Genomic DNA, 18652 nt, shown 5'->3' with positions numbered 1-18652 from the left:
ATGGGAGAATTTATCACATTTTTAGGAAACAACCTTGCCGACTTCTGGACTTATACAGGTTTTGCCAATGCAACGGTAGGACATGTGGTAATGCTTCTGGTAGGTTTGTTTTTCATATACTTGGCTGTAGCCAAGGAATTTGAGCCGATGCTATTAATTCCTATCGGTTTCGGTATGCTGATTGGTAATATACCTTTCAATATGGAAGCCGGATTGAAAGTCGGTATCTATGAAGAAGGTTCCGTACTTAATATTCTATACCAGGGAGTAACCTCCGGTTGGTACCCGCCACTCATATTCCTGGGTATCGGTGCCATGACGGATTTCTCCGCTTTGATATCGAACCCCAAATTAATGTTGGTTGGTGCAGCAGCCCAATTCGGTATATTCGGTGCTTATATGATTGCCCTTGCCATAGGATTTGACCCAATGCAGGCTGGTGCAATCGGTATCATTGGTGGTGCCGATGGTCCGACTGCCATCTTCCTCTCTTCCAAACTGGCTCCTAACTTAATGGGTGCCATTGCGGTATCAGCCTATTCATATATGGCATTAGTACCGGTGATACAGCCGCCTATTATGCGTTGGCTGACCAGTAAAAATGAACGTCTTATCCGTATGAAACCTCCCCGTGTGGTTTCACATACGGAAAAAGTAATGTTCCCGATTATCGGTTTGTTACTGACCACATTCCTTGTACCATCCGGTCTGCCTTTGCTGGGTATGCTGTTCTTCGGTAATTTACTGAAAGAAAGTGGAGTTACACGTCGTCTGGCAAACACAGCCAGTGGTCCGCTGATTGATACCATTACTATTCTGCTTGGTTTGACAGTAGGTGCTTCTACGCAAGCATCCGAGTTCTTAACCCTTGATTCAATCAAGATATTCGGTCTGGGCGCCTTATCATTTGTCATTGCCACAGCATCCGGTGTCATCTTCGTGAAGATTTTCAACCTCTTCCTGAAGAAAGGCAACAAGATTAATCCGTTGATCGGTAATGCCGGTGTATCTGCCGTACCCGACTCTGCACGTATCTCCCAAGTAGTAGGTCTGGAATACGATCCTACCAACTATCTGCTGATGCATGCCATGGGCCCGAACGTTGCCGGTGTAATCGGTTCCGCTGTAGCAGCAGGTATCCTGCTGGGATTCTTAATGTAATACATTTATTCATTCCGTTATCCGGATTGAATTCCGAACTATTTTAAAGCCCCTCCATCATTTTTGGAGGGGCTTTTTCGTTAATCTATCTAAAACAGATTACGATTATTTCGTAAATACATTCTTTTTAGTAACTTGCAGTCAGTTTAACCTCATATAAATGATATACTGTATGCGAAAGCTTTTTATCTCCTTATGTTTCAGTGCATGCTGTTCACTTCTGGCGGCACAGACCACAAACCCCATTCAAGAGGCGATGGCCAACTACGATTATGAAACAGCCTTGATGCTGATCGATCAAGAAACCCCGACCGTCCCCCTACTCTACCAAAAAGGGAAAGCGCTGAAAGGGCTGGGCAATAACCTTGAAGCTCTGAGCGTATTTCAGGAAGTCGTAACTCAGGATTCTCTCAATCCCCGGGCATACATTGAAGCTGCCGAATGCTGCAAATCACTAGCCAAATATAGCGAGGCGCTGGATTACTACCAGAATGCGCTCCACATAAACCCGGACAATAAATACGCACGCATCCAGTATATCAGTCTGCTGATGAACATGAAGAGATACCGTGAGTCTCTAAAGGAAAGCAACCTGCTGGCAGAAAGGGACAGTTCCGCCTATGTACTACACCTTAGAGCCGAAAGTATGGGGCAAGTCTATGACAACACAGAAATCATGCATGTGATAGATGCCTACCTGGACATACAGAAAAGGTATCCCAATGATTACCTGTCTGCTGCCAAACTCGGCAACATCTATGTAGCAGGCCATCAGTATGAAAACGCCATAAACATAACGGAGAAATACCGTTCCATAGACTCCACCAACGTCCTTGTGAACCGCATCAATGCCCAAGCCTATTGCCTGAACAAAGATTACCCCAAAGCAATAGAGAGATATGAACAACTGTTGCAGGAAAAGGACAGCTCCTTCCAAACCTGCTTCTACGCCGGAATCAGCTACTATGCCCTCGAAGACTTCTACCCTGCACACGACCTGCTGGAAAGAGCTCTCAAAGATGACAATACCAACATCAACGTTCTCTATTATCTGGGACGCGCCTGCTCCAAGACATCATGGAAAGAGGATGGAGTGACTTATCTGGAAACTGCCGTAAGCCTCGCCATGCCCAGCGACAGTGTCATGTCCCGCCTATATGTGGGGCTTGCGGACTGCTACAAGATGGCATTTCAATACACCGACCAGGCAAATACCCTTCTGACGCAATACGAAAAATACGACCGACAGAAACACAAACTGCTCTACGACGCAGCCTTTGTCTATTATTACTATCTGAAAGATGTGTCCAAAGCAGAGAGATACCTAACGGCCTACCTGAAAACCCGTCCGAAAAACAGCAAGGACAAAGTGCAGGAAGTAGATGCAGACGGAGTTCCCATCATCGGAGAAGACAACCGATACAATGCCGCCGAAAACTGGCTGAAGGACATCAGAGAAAAGCGCAAGAAAGAGGACTTCTTCAAGGGAAAGATCGATACCGCCAGTGTAACCCCCATCAAATAGCCCCAATGAAAACGTTTGCATAATATAATAAGGTACAGTAACGGAGAAAGATTAACTTTCTCCGTTATTTGTTTTAAATTAGCGCAAAAATTAACCGTAAAGTTACTATCATGAAAAAAGTATTCTTAATCTTGGGAACACTCTTACTCTCCCTCAGTACGTATGCAGCTATGAATGTGAACAAAATCGACCCTCCGTTTTGGTACACCGGCATGCAGAACCCGGAACTCCAGCTGATGGTCTATGGCGAAGGCATCGGCAACGCGGCAGTATCCGTCAATTATCCCGGCGTCTCATTGAGCAGCACCGTCAAGCTGGAAAGCAACAACTACCTCCTGGTCTATCTGAAACTGGACAAGGATGTAAAACCCGGCAAATTCAACCTCACCTTCACTGAAGGAAAAAAGAAACTCGTAAAGGAATATGAACTGAAGGCACGCAACAAGAAAGGTTGCGAACATAAAGGTTTCGACGCCTCCGACGCACTGTACCTGCTGATGCCCGACCGTTTTGCCAACGGGAACCCGGACAATGACCAGATTGCAGGCATGGCCGAATACAAGGTAGACCGTAACGATCCCAACGCCCGCCACGGCGGTGACCTTGCCGGTATTGAACAGCACCTCGACTACTTCTCCGACCTCGGCGTCACAGCCCTCTGGTTTACTCCGGTACTGGAAAACAACATGACCGGCGGTTCCTATCACGGCTATGCCACCACAGACTACTACAAGGTAGACCCGCGCTTCGGTACCAACGAAGAATACAAGCAACTGATTGAAAAAGCCCATGCACGCGACATCAAAATCGTAATGGACATGATTTTCAACCACTGCGGTGTAGAGCATGTATGGATTAAGGACATGCCCTCCAAAGACTGGTTCAACAACCCCGACCACGAAAACAACTTCGTGCAGACTTCCTTCAAACTGACCCCGCACGTAGACCCTTATACTTCCCAGTACGATGCCGACCAGATGAACGACGGCTGGTTCGTACCTTCCATGCCCGACCTCAACCAGAAGAACCCTCACGTTTACCGCTACCTGGTACAGAACAGTTTCTGGTGGATTGAATTCGCCAACATCGACGGCATCCGCATGGACACTTACCCGTATGCCGACTATGATGCCATGAGCAACTGGATGAAAGAGCTCAACGAAGAATATCCCAACTACAACACCGTGGGCGAGACCTGGGTTACCGAACCCGCCTACACCGCCTGGTGGCAGAAGGATTCCAAGCTATCAGCCCCCAAGAACAGTAACCTCAAGACCGTTATGGACTTCAGCTTCTTTGACAAGATAAACACCGCCAAGAATGAACAGACCGAAACTTGGTTCAAGGGACTGGACCGCATATACAATAACTTCGTATACGACTTCCTCTACCCCAACCCCGCTTCCGTACTGGCATTCATCGAAAACCACGACACCGACCGCTTCCTGGGCGAGGGCAACAACCTTCCGATGCTGAAGCAAGCCTCTACCCTGCTGCTTACCACCCGCCGCATTCCGCAACTCTACTACGGAACGGAAGTCATGATGAATGGCGTGAAGAGCAAGAGCGACGGCTATGTCCGCAAGGACTTCCCCGGCGGATGGACCGGTGACGCAACAAACGCACTGACCCCAGCCGGACGTACCAAGATACAGAACGAGTGCTACGACTTCTACAAGACCATCCTGAACTGGCGTAAAGGAAACGATGTGATTGCCAAAGGCAGCATGGTGCAGTTCATGGTACAGAATGGTGTTTATGCCTACGCACGCCAGTACGAAGGCAAGACGATATTCGTGATGCTGAACGGTACAGATGCAGAAACCACCGTTCCTTTGAAATTCTACAAGGAAATCCTAAAAGACAGCAAGCAGGGAAAAGATATTCTTAGCGGCAAGGCCATCACCTTCGGTGAAGAGCTGAAGATGGGCCCCAGAGAATCATTAGTGATAGAATTATAACGCGCACTCCACACAGAGAGCTCATTCTTGCAAATATCCCTTGCAGATAGCTAGCAGACACCTCGCCTGCCAGCTATCTGCAAGGGATTTTTAGTATGGAATAGGTGTCACGGGGATATGCCTTTCACCGGCCTCAAATATAGCTAATCTGTTAGTTCATAACGGTGAACACTTTGTTCCAGTATAGAGAAACAAAGTGTTCAGATATGTAGAAACAAAGTGTTCTTACGTATTGGAACGAAGTGTTTTTGCATATTGGAACGAAGTGTTCTCTTTATTGAAACAAACTGTTCAGTTAAGGGAAACAGACTGTTTTGTTAAAGGAAACAGACTGTTGTACACGTTGAAACATCCGCTTCTGAAATAACCGGCGAACTTAACCATCCCACAACACCGGCCTATATATAACAAATCAGCCCTTGCAACATCAATATTGCAAGGGCTGACACTATATTCGGATTATCTTTCGATTAGTCCAGTTGAGCCAATTTGTTCTCTGAACCAAGCACGTTGATGATTTTATGCTTGTACAGTTTTTCCATATTATCACGAGCCGGGCCCAGATACTTACGCGGGTCGAATTCTGCCGGTTTTTCAGCAAATGTCTTGCGGATAGCAGCTGTCATAGCCAGACGTGAGTCAGAGTCGATGTTGATTTTGCAAACAGCAGACTTGGCAGCCTTACGCAACTGTTCTTCGGGAATACCGATAGCAGCTTCCAATTTGCCACCATACTTGTTGATAGTATCAACTTCTTCCTGAGGAACTGAAGAAGAACCGTGAAGAACGATGGGGAATCCCGGGAGTTTCTCCATTACAGCATCCAGAACGGCAAATTCCAGAGGAGGAGGAACCAGACGACCGGTAGCAGGGTCAACGTGGCATTGTTCGGGTTTGAACTTGTATGCACCGTGAGAAGTACCGATTGAGATAGCCAGTGAATCGCAACCTGTACGGGTAGCGAAGTCAATAACTTCTTCAGGATTAGTATATGTATGGTGTTCTGCAGAAACTTCATCTTCTACACCGGCCAATACACCGAGTTCGCCTTCTACAGTTACGTCGAACTGATGAGCATAATCAACTACCTTCTTAGTCAGTGCAACGTTTTCTTCGTACGGAAGGTGTGAACCGTCAATCATTACTGAAGAGAAACCGGAGTCGATACAGCTCTTGCAAGTTTCGAATGTATCTCCATGGTCGAGGTGAAGAACAATTTCAGGATGTTTGCAACCCAATTCCTTAGCGTACTCAACAGCACCCTGAGCCATGTAACGCAACAGCGTAGCGTTGGCATACTGACGGGCACCCTTAGATACCTGAAGAATAACCGGAGACTTTGTTTCAACTGCAGCCTTGATGATAGCCTGCATCTGTTCCATATTGTTGAAGTTGAATGCCGGAATAGCATATCCACCTTTGATAGCCTTAGCAAACATCTCTCTTGTGTTTACCAGTCCTAAATCTTTGTAATTAACCATTTTGTTTAAATTTTATTGTTAGTGAATTAAAATTCTACGCAAAAGTAATCATTATCCTTTAAAGTAAAGAACTTGAGAGGAATAAAATATCCGGCTCATCCTACCAAATCCATTCTATTTTAAAGCTATTGGCTTCATTTAACAGATTATTGTAATCTCTATATTACAAACTCTTTGCATTTATCTCTGCCAGCCATACTTTTGCCATCTATACTTCTATCAACAAAAAAGCCGGAGAACATGTTTGCTCTCCGGCATCTGTTTACACATTATTATGTAATACTAATTTTTCAGATAGATGATGGTCGGCAAATGGTCACTGTAACCGTTCAGCCAAGTCCTGCCTCCATGCGTACGCAAGGGGGAACCTTTGTATTTGCCATCCTGCTGAATCAGATAATCGCGGATGAAAACTTCATTGTGATCATAGCGCAACCCTTTCTTAGCCTTCAGCAACGGTTTCGAAATGACAATCTGGTCAAACAAGTTCCACTTGCCCCGATAGAGCAATGTCCCCACTCCCTTGTCTTCCAGTGTCTCCCACCAGGGATTGTAGAATTCGCCTTTCTTCACCTGCTTCGGATATTTGCGTGCACCCAGCACCTCCATGCTTTCATCCATCGGGTCGTCATTCATATCCCCCATCACGATGAGCTTCAGCTTCTTGTCGCTACGCATCAGAGAGTCCTTCAAGGCCTTTACTTGCCTGGCTGCATGCACACGCACCGGTGACTTCGCCCCACGGGAGGGCCAGTGGTTCACTATCACGCAGACACGCTCTCCCGCCAGTTGTCCGTCCACAATCAGGAAGCCGCGCGTCAAGTGCACCGTATCCCCCTCAAAAGGAGTAGAAAGCACCAACTTCGAGTGGGTAACGCTGAACTGCTTCGGGTCGTACAGCAAGGCACAGTCTATACCCCGTCTGTCCGGTCCTTCATAATGCACGAACTCATAATTGGAAATGGCCGGCTGCTTCACGAGGTCTTCCAGCACCCGGCTGTTCTCTGCCTCTGCCACACCGATGAATGCCGGACCTTCCGGCACTAAATCACGCGAAAGGGACCCCAACACTTTGGAAAGGTTCTGCAGCTTGGACTCATACTTCTTTGCCGTCCACTGGTAACTGCCGTCAGGCAGGAACTCATAGTCATTCTTACCTGCATCATGAATCGTATCAAATAAGTTCTCAAGATTGTAGAACGCAACACTATACAGTTTCCGTTCCGCATTTTGTGCCCCCAGCGTTGCCACGCACAGCCAGAAAGAGCATAAGACAAGTAGTTTCCTCATAAATTCACAAGATTAAGTCCTGCAAAAATCAGAAATAAAATGCGATAAACCTACTAAATAAAAATAAATCTGAATTTATTTTGTAGAGTCTCCAACTTGCACTATCTTTGCGCTCTGAAAAGAAGACCATTACACTATTTATTACCAAAATAGTAACAGAATATAAATTTTTAAAAGAAAATATCAAAATGAAAAAAGGTATTCATCCTGAAAATTACCGTCCGGTAGTATTTAAAGATATGTCAAATGGTGATGTATTCTTGTCTCGTTCCACTTGCAACACGAAAGAGACTATCGAATTCGAAGGTGAAACTTATCCGCTGGTAAAGCTGGAAATCTCCAGCACCTCTCACCCGTTCTACACAGGTAAGTCTAAGCTGGTTGACACCGCCGGTCGTGTTGATAAGTTCATGAGCCGCTACGGTAACCGTAAGAAATAATCAGTTTCAAGCAAACTGAAAAAAGGGAATCTTTCACTGAAAGGTTCCCTTTTTTGTTTCCGCCTCCCGCTGAGCGATAAATAGGGAATCTCCTATCACAGAATAGGGGAAAAAACAAGAAAGGGGAAAAACACTTTCCTATTTTTGTATCATCGAAACCGAAAACATACCATAATCATGAAACGACTCGCCACCCTATTCATCCTGACAATCCTTGCCACAACGGCAGGATTTGCCAAATCCAAGCACAAGGACTTAAGCGGAAATATCGCCATCAAAGGAGAATTGACAAAAGAGTACCAGCAATCTCCCGCCGGTACCCCGGTCATTATCCGCCGGGTTGTCAAAATGAACAATCCCGGTGAAAACAGCGACAACATTTACTATGCCGTCGAAGTGAACGGCATACAAGAGACCATTCCTTCGGATGAGATGGGTATCATTGCCATATCCGCTCCGGAAACGGACCGGGAATTCTGGCAGCAAATATACCTGAAGAATCATCTTTACGAATATTTCAACGACCGCGGCTACAAGCACAAACTGCGCCAGGAAATCGACGAAGAATGCCTGGACTATCTTGATAAACTGAACGAGATAGCCTATCAGGACGACTACATAACCTCGTACGTGCAAGGAATATTCTCCAAACTGAATGCCACCACCATTGACAGCAATCGTGGAGAAAACCTGAACATACGTATCATCCAGTCGCCCGAACCAGATGCCTTCATGCTTCCCAACGGCTCCATGGTTATCAGTACGGGCCTCCTCTGCACTCTTGATTCCGAAGACGAACTGGCTGCCGTCATCGCATGTGAGCTGGGGCATTTCGTCCTCGACCACCAGGTAAACAACATTTACCGTGCCGAGCGGCGTGCCAAGCGTGCGGCTTTTTGGGCAGATGTCTTTGCCACTACCGCCAGCGCAGCCCTCGATGTGGCCTACTGGGACGATAATGAAGATGCTTATGCCGTCAGTCTGGTGGCAGATATCGGAGCCATCGCTTCCCTTTTGAGCATTCCGGCAACGGACCGGTTGGGAATGAAATACAAAACTTCCCAGGAAATCTCTTCAGACCGCCTTGCGCGCCAACTTCTGGCATTCAAGGGCTATAATCCCGACGGAATCGCATCGGCTCTCAGTAAAATTATAGGGTATTACAACCTGCACCAACGCAGCAAGGACATTCCTCGCTACGGCAGCATCGGCGACCTGCAAAAGCGTATAGAAAAGGCCGGTGAATCCCATAGCCTGAGTGCCCGCCCCTACCTACGGACCACCAGCGATGTCGTTTCTTTCAACGCAAGTATGAACTACGCCAACAAGCGCTATAAGGAAGCCGCCCGGCTGATACGCAAGAACATTGACAACAGACTAGCCACGGACAATGACTACATCATCCTGGTAAAAGCGGAAATGGCACTGTCTAATACGGAAGAAGTGAACAACCGCTGCCTCGCCATGCTTGATAAAGCCCAGGAGATGGCAGGAACAAGCCCCAATCTGGACATATATAAACAAAAAATACTATTATTGATGCGCATGAACAAACAAGCCCAAGCCGCCGATATACTGAAAGAATATATCACCTTGCTTTCGGACTACGAAGGCCAAGGCATAGAAGGAACCGAAAAGGAATGGACTAATAAAGAGATAGGTTGGGCAAACCAAATGCTGGATAGGATAAGCAGAATATAGAGAAAGGAATAACTAAGAATAAAGAATGAAGAATTTGTCATGCGGCATCATCGCGCAGCCAAATTCTTCATTCTCAACTATTTATTCAAATTACTGTTTGCGGAACGGCGGCTTCACAACCACAGCTTTCAGCTTACGTCCCCGCATGTCAATGCAGATTTCCGTACCGACTTTGCTGTACTCGGGTTTGATATACCCCATTCCGATACCAATCTTACGGGTAGGCGACATAGTTCCGGAGGTAACCACACCGATGGCAATACCGTCTGTACTATACAGCTCGTAACCATGACGGGGGATACCGCGGTCTATCATTTCAAATCCCACCAACTTACGGGTAGTGCCTTCCGCTTTCTGTTTTTCCAGCATCGGGCGATTGGTGAAGTTCTTTCCCTCCACAAACTTGGTAATCCACCCTAAACCCGCTTCAATGGGCGAGGTGGTGTCATCCAAATCATTGCCATACAAACAGAATCCCATTTCCAGACGAAGCGTATCGCGCGCACCCAGACCAACTGGCTTAATGCCGAACTCCGCGCCTGCCTCGAACACGGCATCCCAAATCTTCATGGCAGCTTCCGGATAGAAGTAAAGCTCAAAACCACCCGCGCCGGTATATCCGGTATTGGAGATAATGACATCCTTTTCTCCGGCAAACTCACCGTGGGTAAAAGTATAGTAAGGAAGGTCGGAAAGATTGATGGAAGTCAGTTTCTGCAAAGCCTGAATAGCCTTCGGTCCTTGCACAGCAAGCTGTGCCATGTGCTCGGAAGCATTTTCCAATTCTGCGCCTTCCGTGTTATGAGACACACACCAGTTCCAGTCTTTCTCAATGTTCGACGCATTCACGACAAGCAGGTATTTCTCCGGCTCATAATGATAGACCAGAAGGTCGTCTACAATGCCTCCGTTGTCATTGGGGAAGCAGGTATACTGTACTTTCCCTGGTGTGAGGGCAGCTACGTTATTGGAAGTCACTTTCTGCAGAAAGTCCAAAGCATGGGGACCTTTCACCCAGAATTCTCCCATGTGTGAGACGTCGAATACACCGACACCCTGACATACTGTAAGATGCTCGTCAATGATGCCGGAATACTCGATAGGCATATTATATCCCGCAAACTCGTGCATCTTGGCACCCAGCGAGATGTGTTTTTCGGTAAACGGAGTGGTTTTCATGGAACTATTAGAGTTATGAGTTATGAATTATTTATTTGCTGGCTACGAGCTCGGCAATCTTGACGATGACGTTCATGGCTTTCTCCATGTTCTGGATAGGCACGAACTCATAGCGGCCGTGGAAGTTCAAGCCACCGGCAAAGATATTGGGACAAGGCAGGCCCTTGAAAGAGAGCTGGGCACCGTCCGTACCTCCGCGAATGGCTTTTACACGAGGCTCTACACCTACTGCCTTCATGGCGGCAAAAGCGGTGTCGATGATATGCATCACCGGTTCAATCTGTTCACGCATATTGTAGTATTGGTCGCGAAGTTCCAGAGTAGCGGTACCCGGACCGTATTCTTCATTGATTTTTGCCACAAGACGTTCCATCTCCTTCTTGCGCTCTTCAAAGCGGGCGCGGTCGTGGTCACGGATAATGTAAGAGACTGTTGTCTGCTCCACCTCACCGGTAATGCCTATCAGATGATAGAAACCTTCGTAACCTTCGGTATGCTCCGGGGCCTCGTCAGCCGGAAGCATGGACATGAAACGGTTGGCAACGCGGATAGAGTTAATCATCTTATTCTTGGCATAGCCCGGATGCACATTCCGTCCCTTGAAACTTATCTTGGCAAAGGCCGCATTGAAGTTCTCGAATTCAAGTTCACCCACTTCTCCGCCATCCATGGTATAGGCCCATTCGCAACCGAACTGCGCTACATTGAACTTATGGGCACCCAAACCGATTTCCTCATCCGGATTAAAGCCGATACGGATTTTACCGTGCTTGATTTCGGGGTGCTCCTTCAGATATACCACCGCCGATACAATTTCGGCAATACCGGCTTTATCATCGGCACCAAGCAAGGTCTTGCCGTCGGTCACAATCAAATCTTCCCCTTGATGGTCGAGCAGTTCGGGGAACCGGGCAGGAGAAAGAACCACATTCTCTTCGGCGCAAAGAACGATGTCCTTACCGTCATAATTCTGCACGATACGCGGAGAAACGTTCTTGCCACTCATATCGGGGCTTGTATCCATGTGGGCAATAAAGCCGATGACGGGCAACGGCTTGTCTGTATTGGCAGGAAGAGTGGCGAACAGATAACCATTTTCGTCCAACGTGATTTCTTCCAGACCCAAAGTTTCCAATTCTTCTTTCAGATACCGGGCAAACACCATTTGTCCCGGAGTACTCGGAGTATCCCCAGTCTCTTCACTGGACTGAGTATCGAAGCTTACGTACTTTAAAAAACGTTCTACTAAAGTCATGATGAATAATGATTAGTGATTAATGGTTAGTGATTAATGGTCAGTGATTAGTAATTGGCGAAAAGCATTATCCGAATGGCATTAATCATTAATCACTAATCATTAATCACTATTTTGTGCTGTAAAGATAAAAAAAGGGGCGTGAACTGCCAAGCAATTCACGCCCCTTTTTTATTCCTTAAGGACAAATTGTCAATCAAAAATGGCTGCTACCATCGAAACAGTGCGTACATATCTTACATTTAGGCAATCCGATAGCCTCAACCAGAGTTTCCAACGTATTGAACTTCAAGGATGAAAGTCCGAAACGCTCACGGATAACGTCCACCATCTTTTCATATTCGGGTGAACCGGTAGTGGCATACTTATCGAGATTCTTATTCTCATCACCCTCCAGCTCCTTGATGACACGACGGGTAATCAGCTCCATGTCGCTTTTGGAAGCCGTGAATCCTACAAACGGGCAGCTATATATCAATGGAGGACAAGCAATCCGGATATGCACCTCCTTGGCACCATACTCATACAGCACCTTCACATTGTCGTGCAACTGGGTACCCCGGACAATAGAATCATCACAGAACAGCAAGCGCTTGCCCTCGAGCATGGCACGATTGGGAATCAGCTTCATCTTTGCCACCAGCGAACGCAATTCTTGCTTGCTGGGAGTAAAACTACGAGGCCAAGTCGGAGTATATTTGGAAATGGCACGATGATAAGGAACTCCTTTACCTTCGGCATACCCAAGCGCCATACCTACACCCGAATCAGGAATGCCGCAGGCACAATCCACCTCTGACTTATCTGTCTGTGCCATCTTGAAACCGGAGGCAAAACGCACTTCCTCCACATTCTTACCTTCGTAGCAGGAAGTGGGGAAACCGTAATATACCCATAGGAAGGAACAAATCTGCATTCCCTCATCAGGCTTGCGCATCTGTTCCACCCCATCGGCACGCAGGCGAACAATTTCTCCGGGTCCCAAATAACGGTCTATCTCATAACCGAGATTCGGGAAGCTGCTCGACTCGCTTGTCGCTGCATACGCCCCATCCTTTTTTCCGATAACAATCGGAGTACGTCCCCACCGGTCACGAGCAGCGATGATACCATCCTCTGTAAGAAGCAGCATGGAGCAGGAACCTTTGATATGCTTATACACATTTTCAATTCCTTCGACAAATGTCTTTCCTTGTATAATGAGGAGGGCGATAAGTTCCGTCTGATTGGTCTTGCCCGAACTAAGTTCGGCGAAGTGCATGTTCTGAGCCAACAGTTCTGCTTCCAGTTCTTGCAGATTCACGATTTTGGCTACCGTTACAAGGGCAAAGCGGCCAAGGTGGGAGTTGAGGATAAGGGGTTGAGGGTCTGTGTCGCTGATGATTCCTATTCCGGAATTTCCCTTGAACTTGTCCAATTCATCTTCAAACTTCGTGCGGAAATAGGTGCTTTCCAGATTGTGGATGGAACGGGTAAACTGCGCCGTTTCTGCATCGTATGTAGCCAACCCACCACGTTTTGTCCCTAAATGTGAATTATAATCCGTGCCGTAAAACAAATCCGCCACACAACTTGTTGCCTTGGCGACTGTTCCGAAAAAACCTCCCATAAGTTCTGTTTTATTATTGGTTTCTAAAATTAATGGATGCAAAGGTATGAAGAATTTGCGAAATTCAGGCAGATTTGAAATGAATAAAACTTGCCCCATATAGAAGTTTATATTATTGGAAACATATACTTTTGTGATTGAAACCAAACAACTGTATAATGGGAGAAACCGCAAATATTATAATAGCCGATACTATTCAAGGTCTGGGGACGGACGCATACAGTGGCTATCTTGCACATGCCCTCTGTCTGTCAGGAATCTGCCGGTTGAAGTACAATGGAGAGGAGCGCGAGTTACGTGCCGGCGATCTGATGATTGTCCGCAAAGGAAAACTGGTAGAGAAAATTCAACCTTCAGAAGATTTTCGTGTAAAGGTCATCTATATCGCATCGGGCTTTGTGGTGCTGAGTACACCGCAGAACAACTACGGCATGAAAGGGCAACTTTCCCTATTTCTCAATCCTATCATGTCCCTGACTACCGAACAGCAAGAGCTATGTCTCCGGGATTTTGAACAAGTGGAATACAGACTCCGGAATACAGACCATCATTTCCATCGCGATATGCTTATCGCCTCCACACAGATGTTGATACTCGACTTCTTCGATTTCCACTCCCATCTATATGGCGAGAACAATATCTCTGTACAAAATGCTTCCATCATGAACCGTTTCCTCAACATGCTGGAAAACGGAACTTTCCGCGAGCATCGTGAAGTGACCTATTATGCCGACTGCCTATGTGTCACTTCCAAATATCTTTCGGAAGTTTCCAAGAAAGTAAGCGGTTATACAGCAAACTACTGGATAAACCGCTATACCACACTCGACATCTCGCGTTTGCTGCGCGACAAATCACTAACGTTCGTCCGTATTTCCGATATGTTCGGTTTTTCCTCTCCTGCTTATTTTAGCCGTTACGTACAACAACATCTGGGTGTAAATCCGACAGAATACAGAAGTTAATGATTATAGTTTTGATTGTTTGCCCGTTTCAGATCTATTAGCGAAATATGCTCATTACGATAGCGGGCATTGGGGTTCTTCTCCGTTCCGTCAGGAAAAGAGCCATCTTCCTGCTTTATGAACTGAATAGCCTTCTGCGGACAATTCTGTATGCAAGCAAAACAGAACTCGCAGTCACCGGACGTCTTCACTCCTCTCGACGTCAACTCATAGTTGCCGCGCGGACAAACGTAGGTACAAATGCCACAGTCAATACAAACATCGGTCACGGTAAAGAACTTCTCACTTTTCATCAGGAAGCCCACCTCGGGGTCGAGTCCACTCCGCTGCATAAAACCTTGGTGCTGTTGCCGTTCCTCCTCCGTCACCGGTTCGTGCCAATGCTGCCGACTGTTGATATCTGCCGTTATCTTCTGCAAGTTCTCGGGGATGTGCTTGTCTATCTTGAGTTGCTCGTTCATGTCGAAGTTGGGTAGCCAGTTATCCACCATGATGATAGTGTTGATATAGTCAAACGCATTGTCGGCTTTACGGGATATACGGTCCCAAATCTCTACCGCATCGCACTTCCTTGCACCATAGGTGAGGACAGCAAACTTGTATTCTGCCTTCAGTTTTGCTTTCTGAATGAACTGCCGTACCATATAGGGAGGCATATGACCGTAGATGGGATAAACGATGCCGATTTCATCTGCCTCAAATTCATACTTCCCCCGTTTCACCATCTGAGGGATACTCAACAATTCTGCGTTCTCTCCAGCTAATTGACGGGCGATGTAAAGACTGTTACCCGTTCCGGTAAAATAAAAGATGATACGCTTACTCCTCTTTGTTTCGCAGGATGCCAACGAGAGTAGGCCGGAAGATGTGATAGCACCGCTCATCACGGCAAATCCCATACGCTTTAAAGCCTCCCGACGACTGATTTTCTTATCCGTATTCATATCTCTGATTTTTAATGATTATGCAATCTGTTATCTGAGTGCAAAAATAAAGGTTTCCCCAAAGAACGGACTTACCAAAAACTCGGGTCTTGATGCTATTTTTACGGTATAAGAATGAGCTTACCCTAACACAAAAAAAAGCCCCGCAAAGATTGGACTTCTGCGGGGCCTCACTAATGCCTAATAAAAACTCTTTCTACCCTAAATTATCTCCACTTCTTCACAGCTTTCTTGTCAGCCGGAGTTGCTTCAATCAAGCTCAATGCAAAACCACCGCTACGCGCTTCCTTCACGGACATTTTGGTCTTGCTGGTTACGATACCCTTCTTTATCTGATAAGAAGTAGGATTCTCCTTGTAATCAGCATCTTTACCGTCGGCATAGAGAGTGGCTACGTATTGCTTGCCCGGTTCAAGGAAGTCGAGCATAAAGTTGGCTGTACGTGCATTCTCGTCTGTAATACCTCCAACAAACCAGTTGCCGGTTCCTTTTGCCTTACGGGCCACGGTAATGTAATCACCCGGTTCTGCTTCAATGTACTTGCTGTCGTCCCAGTCTACTGCCACATCCTTGATGAATTGGAAAGCATCCATGTGCTTTTCGTAGTTCTCAACCAAGTCGGCAGCCATCTGCAACGGGCTGTATAAAGTTACATACAGAGCGAGTTGCTTGGCAAGTGTAGTCTGCACTTGTCCGTGGGGCAAATCGCCCATAAAGTCAAGTTTGGTATCGAAGATACCCGGTGTATAATCCATCGGACCACCAATCAAGCGGTTGAATGGAAGCAATGTGGTATGGAACGGTTTGCTGCCGCCGAATGCCTCATATTCAGTTCCTCGTGCAGATTCGTTGCCAATCAAGTTAGGATAAGTACGGCACAAACCGGTAGGGCGTACAGCTTCGTGCGCATTTACACAAATTTTGTAGTCGGCTGCCTTCTTCACGGCATAGAGGTAGTGGTTGTTCAGCCATTGTCCATAATGATGTTCACCACGGGGAATCATATTACCTACATATCCGCTCTTCACGGCATTGTAGCCATTATCCACCATAAACTGATAGGCCTTGTCCATGTGACGTTCGTAGTTGCGCACCGAACCGGATGTCTCATGATGCATCATCAACTTCACGCCTTTGCTCTTGGCATATTCATTCAGCATCTTCACGTCGAAATCGGGATAAGGAGTTACGAAGTCGAATACATAATCCTTGGATTTGCCAAACCAGTCTTCCCAGCCTTCATTCCAGCCTTCTACCAATACTTGGTCCAGACCGTGCTCGGCTGCGAAGTCGATGTACTTTTTTACATTTTCGTTAGTGGCACCGTGACGGCCATTGGGCTTCATTTTGGAGTAGTCCACTTCACCCAGTTTGATGGAGGGAAGGTCGTCTGTATATGCCCAGGTGCTCTTACCTGCAATCATTTCCCACCATACACCTACGTATTTCACGGGCTTAATCCAGGAAACGTCCTCGTAAGCACAAGGTTCGTTCAAGTTCAGCGTGATTTTAGAGGCAAGGATGTCACGAGCATCGTCGCTTACGATAACCGTACGCCACGGTGACGTGCAGGGAGCTTGCAGATAACCTTTATCGCCTACTGCATCGGGAGTAAGCCAAGATTCAAAAACAAAATTCTTATCATCCAGGTTCAAGTGCATGCAAGAGTAATCCACCAAAGCAGCTTCGTGCAAGTTGATGTACAAGCCATCAGCAGTCTTCATCTGCAAAGAAGTCTGAACACCGGTGGGCGAAAACGGGGTTTGTGAAGAGTTAGGCGTAATGGCCCCTTTCATCAACCCGCGAATTTCAGAAAGTTTGGATTCTGCGTAATCATATTCCTGCGTATCGTAGTCGCCCGGAATCCAGAAGGCTGTGTGGTCGCCAGTCATGGCAAACTGAGTACGCTCCTCCTTAATCACGAAATAGTTCAGATTCTTCTGCAAAGGGAATTCATAGCGGAAGCCCATACCATCGTCGAACAAACGGAAGCGGATAATGATGTTCCTATCCTGCGCCTTTTGGTTGAGCGTCACAGCCAGCTCATTGTAGTGGTTACGGATTTGCTTTACTTCACCCCATACCGGTTCCCAAGTCTCGTCGAAAGTGGAAGTCTTTGCATCCGCCAGCGTAAAGCCATTCATCAGACCGGGGTCGTTCTTCAGTTCGAGTCCTAATTTAGAAGGGTTAATCACCGGCTTTCCTTTATAAGAAAGTTCGTAAACAGGTTCGCCTTGCGCATTTACCGAAAAATTCAATTGAAGTTGTCCGTTGGGAGAGGTAATACTCTCTGCCATTGCTACGCCGCTCACCAACAAAACAAGCAGGAAGCAGGCTAATTTTGTACAGATTACTTTCATGTTTCTCATGCTATATTTATAAAATTATGTTCCAGATGCAAATATAAGCAGGAAAGAAATACGCTCTGACGCAATTAAATTAAAATTATGATGATTTATCGGCAAACGTTTGCATGAAAGCCTGTTTCCCTTGAACAAAAACATTAGCCGTAAGCGCTACAACCGAAATAACACCATTGAACTCCTGAATTTTCCGGGTTGCCTCCAGCCCACCCATATTTCAAGATGCAAGATATAGAACGCGAACAACAAATTTCGGTGCCATAGATACAAAAGACAGACTTTAGCATATAGCCTGGCATACAAAAAGTGATTACCTTTGCAATCAAAAATCATACCTATACATCCTATGGACAAAATACTGATAGCTATATTCCTTGGCGGCGGTACCGGCAGCGTACTGCGCTACTGCGTACAGATGATGCTCCACGAGCGCATCGTCCCCTACTCTTTCCCATGGGCTACGTTCACAGTCAATATCCTCGGAAGTTTCCTCATCGGGCTATTTTATACCTTATCCGCCCGTTTCAACCTTTCTACCGAAATACGGCTGTTGCTGACTACAGGTCTGTGCGGAGGATTCACCACCTTCTCCACTTTCAGCAATGACGGACTGATTCTGATAAAGCAAGGATTCTACGGAATGTTTGCCTTATATACCTTGTTAAGCATCACATTAGGAGTCCTTGCTGCTTTCGCCGGCGGTACCTTCGGACGCTGTATATAACTCCAAACACCCCCTATGAAACCCAGTAAACCTTTTGTCATGCCTCCCGTACGC

Annotated in this window: 14 protein-coding genes; 7 read left to right on the top strand and 7 right to left on the bottom strand. The window is 46.6% G+C overall.

Annotated elements, in window-relative coordinates:
- The 3 genes from JXR92_RS09590 (at nt 1) to JXR92_RS09580 (ending at nt 4647) form a co-directional block, all read left to right on the top strand.
- Nucleotides 1-1161 carry a sodium ion-translocating decarboxylase subunit beta gene (locus JXR92_RS09590; protein WP_005826789.1) on the top strand — a complete coding sequence of 387 codons (1161 nt, stop codon included), beginning with the start codon at nt 1-3 and terminating at the stop codon, nt 1159-1161.
- A gap of 172 nt (nt 1162-1333) precedes the next feature.
- The gene (locus JXR92_RS09585; protein WP_138344829.1) at nt 1334-2686 is read left to right on the top strand and encodes a tetratricopeptide repeat protein; all 1353 of its coding nucleotides are present in this window, start codon (nt 1334-1336) and stop codon (nt 2684-2686) included.
- A gap of 110 nt (nt 2687-2796) precedes the next feature.
- Complete coding sequence (locus JXR92_RS09580; RefSeq protein ID WP_138344827.1) at nt 2797-4647, top strand: glycoside hydrolase family 13 protein; 1851 nt, start codon at nt 2797-2799, stop codon at nt 4645-4647.
- 470 nt (nt 4648-5117) lie between these two features.
- On the opposite strand, the gene JXR92_RS09575 is transcribed toward JXR92_RS09580, so the two are convergent.
- Together JXR92_RS09575 and JXR92_RS09570 are read right to left on the bottom strand one after the other, a co-directional pair.
- Nucleotides 5118-6128, bottom strand: coding sequence for a class II fructose-bisphosphate aldolase (locus tag JXR92_RS09575; protein WP_005826798.1), 1011 nt, complete (start codon nt 6126-6128; stop codon nt 5118-5120).
- A 282-nt stretch (nt 6129-6410) separates the two neighbouring features.
- Nucleotides 6411-7418, bottom strand: a complete 1008-nt coding sequence (locus JXR92_RS09570) for an endonuclease/exonuclease/phosphatase family protein (protein WP_005835947.1) — start codon at nt 7416-7418, stop codon at nt 6411-6413.
- Nucleotides 7419-7606: 188 nt separating this feature from the next.
- Here JXR92_RS09570 and JXR92_RS09565 point away from each other — a divergent pair, with 188 nt between their 5' ends.
- Complete coding sequence (locus JXR92_RS09565; RefSeq protein WP_005835945.1) at nt 7607-7858, top strand: type B 50S ribosomal protein L31; 252 nt, start codon at nt 7607-7609, stop codon at nt 7856-7858.
- A gap of 177 nt (nt 7859-8035) precedes the next feature.
- Nucleotides 8036-9559 (top strand): M48 family metallopeptidase, encoded by a 1524-nt coding sequence (locus tag JXR92_RS09560; protein ID WP_138344824.1) that lies wholly within the window; start codon nt 8036-8038, stop codon nt 9557-9559.
- 90 nt (nt 9560-9649) lie between these two features.
- Here the strand turns inward: JXR92_RS09560 and gcvT are convergent, their stop codons facing one another.
- The 3 genes from gcvT to JXR92_RS09545 all read right to left on the bottom strand — a co-directional run bounded on the left by gcvT (nt 9650) and on the right by JXR92_RS09545 (nt 13602).
- Nucleotides 9650-10738 carry a glycine cleavage system aminomethyltransferase GcvT gene (gene gcvT, locus JXR92_RS09555; protein WP_138344822.1) on the bottom strand — a complete coding sequence of 363 codons (1089 nt, stop codon included), beginning with the start codon at nt 10736-10738 and terminating at the stop codon, nt 9650-9652.
- 31 nt (nt 10739-10769) lie between these two features.
- Complete coding sequence (gene pepT / locus JXR92_RS09550; protein WP_138344820.1) at nt 10770-11993, bottom strand: peptidase T; 1224 nt, start codon at nt 11991-11993, stop codon at nt 10770-10772.
- Nucleotides 11994-12189: 196 nt separating this feature from the next.
- Nucleotides 12190-13602, bottom strand: coding sequence for an amidophosphoribosyltransferase (locus tag JXR92_RS09545; RefSeq protein WP_138344818.1), 1413 nt, complete (start codon nt 13600-13602; stop codon nt 12190-12192).
- Nucleotides 13603-13760: 158 nt separating this feature from the next.
- Here JXR92_RS09545 and JXR92_RS09540 point away from each other — a divergent pair, with 158 nt between their 5' ends.
- Complete coding sequence (locus JXR92_RS09540) at nt 13761-14567, top strand: helix-turn-helix domain-containing protein (protein ID WP_138344816.1); 807 nt, start codon at nt 13761-13763, stop codon at nt 14565-14567.
- Here JXR92_RS09540 and JXR92_RS09535 read toward each other — a convergent pair.
- On the bottom strand, nt 14564-15511 hold the full coding sequence (locus tag JXR92_RS09535) for an EFR1 family ferrodoxin (RefSeq protein WP_138344814.1): 948 nt from the start codon (nt 15509-15511) through the stop codon (nt 14564-14566). The genes JXR92_RS09540 and JXR92_RS09535 overlap by 4 nt on opposite strands.
- 206 nt (nt 15512-15717) lie before the next feature.
- Nucleotides 15718-17880 carry a glycoside hydrolase family 97 protein gene (locus JXR92_RS09530; protein ID WP_138344812.1) on the bottom strand — a complete coding sequence of 721 codons (2163 nt, stop codon included), beginning with the start codon at nt 17878-17880 and terminating at the stop codon, nt 15718-15720.
- A 340-nt stretch (nt 17881-18220) separates the two neighbouring features.
- Between JXR92_RS09530 and crcB the strand changes: the two genes are divergently transcribed.
- The gene (gene crcB, locus JXR92_RS09525) at nt 18221-18598 is read left to right on the top strand and encodes a fluoride efflux transporter CrcB (RefSeq protein WP_117600732.1); all 378 of its coding nucleotides are present in this window, start codon (nt 18221-18223) and stop codon (nt 18596-18598) included.
- The last annotated feature ends 54 nt before the right edge of the window (nt 18599-18652 follow it).

The sequence above is a fragment of the Bacteroides parvus genome (assembly GCF_017309675.2).
Taxonomy (GTDB): domain Bacteria; phylum Bacteroidota; class Bacteroidia; order Bacteroidales; family Bacteroidaceae; genus Bacteroides; species Bacteroides uniformis.
This window is presented reverse-complemented; position numbering and strand designations above follow the sequence as displayed.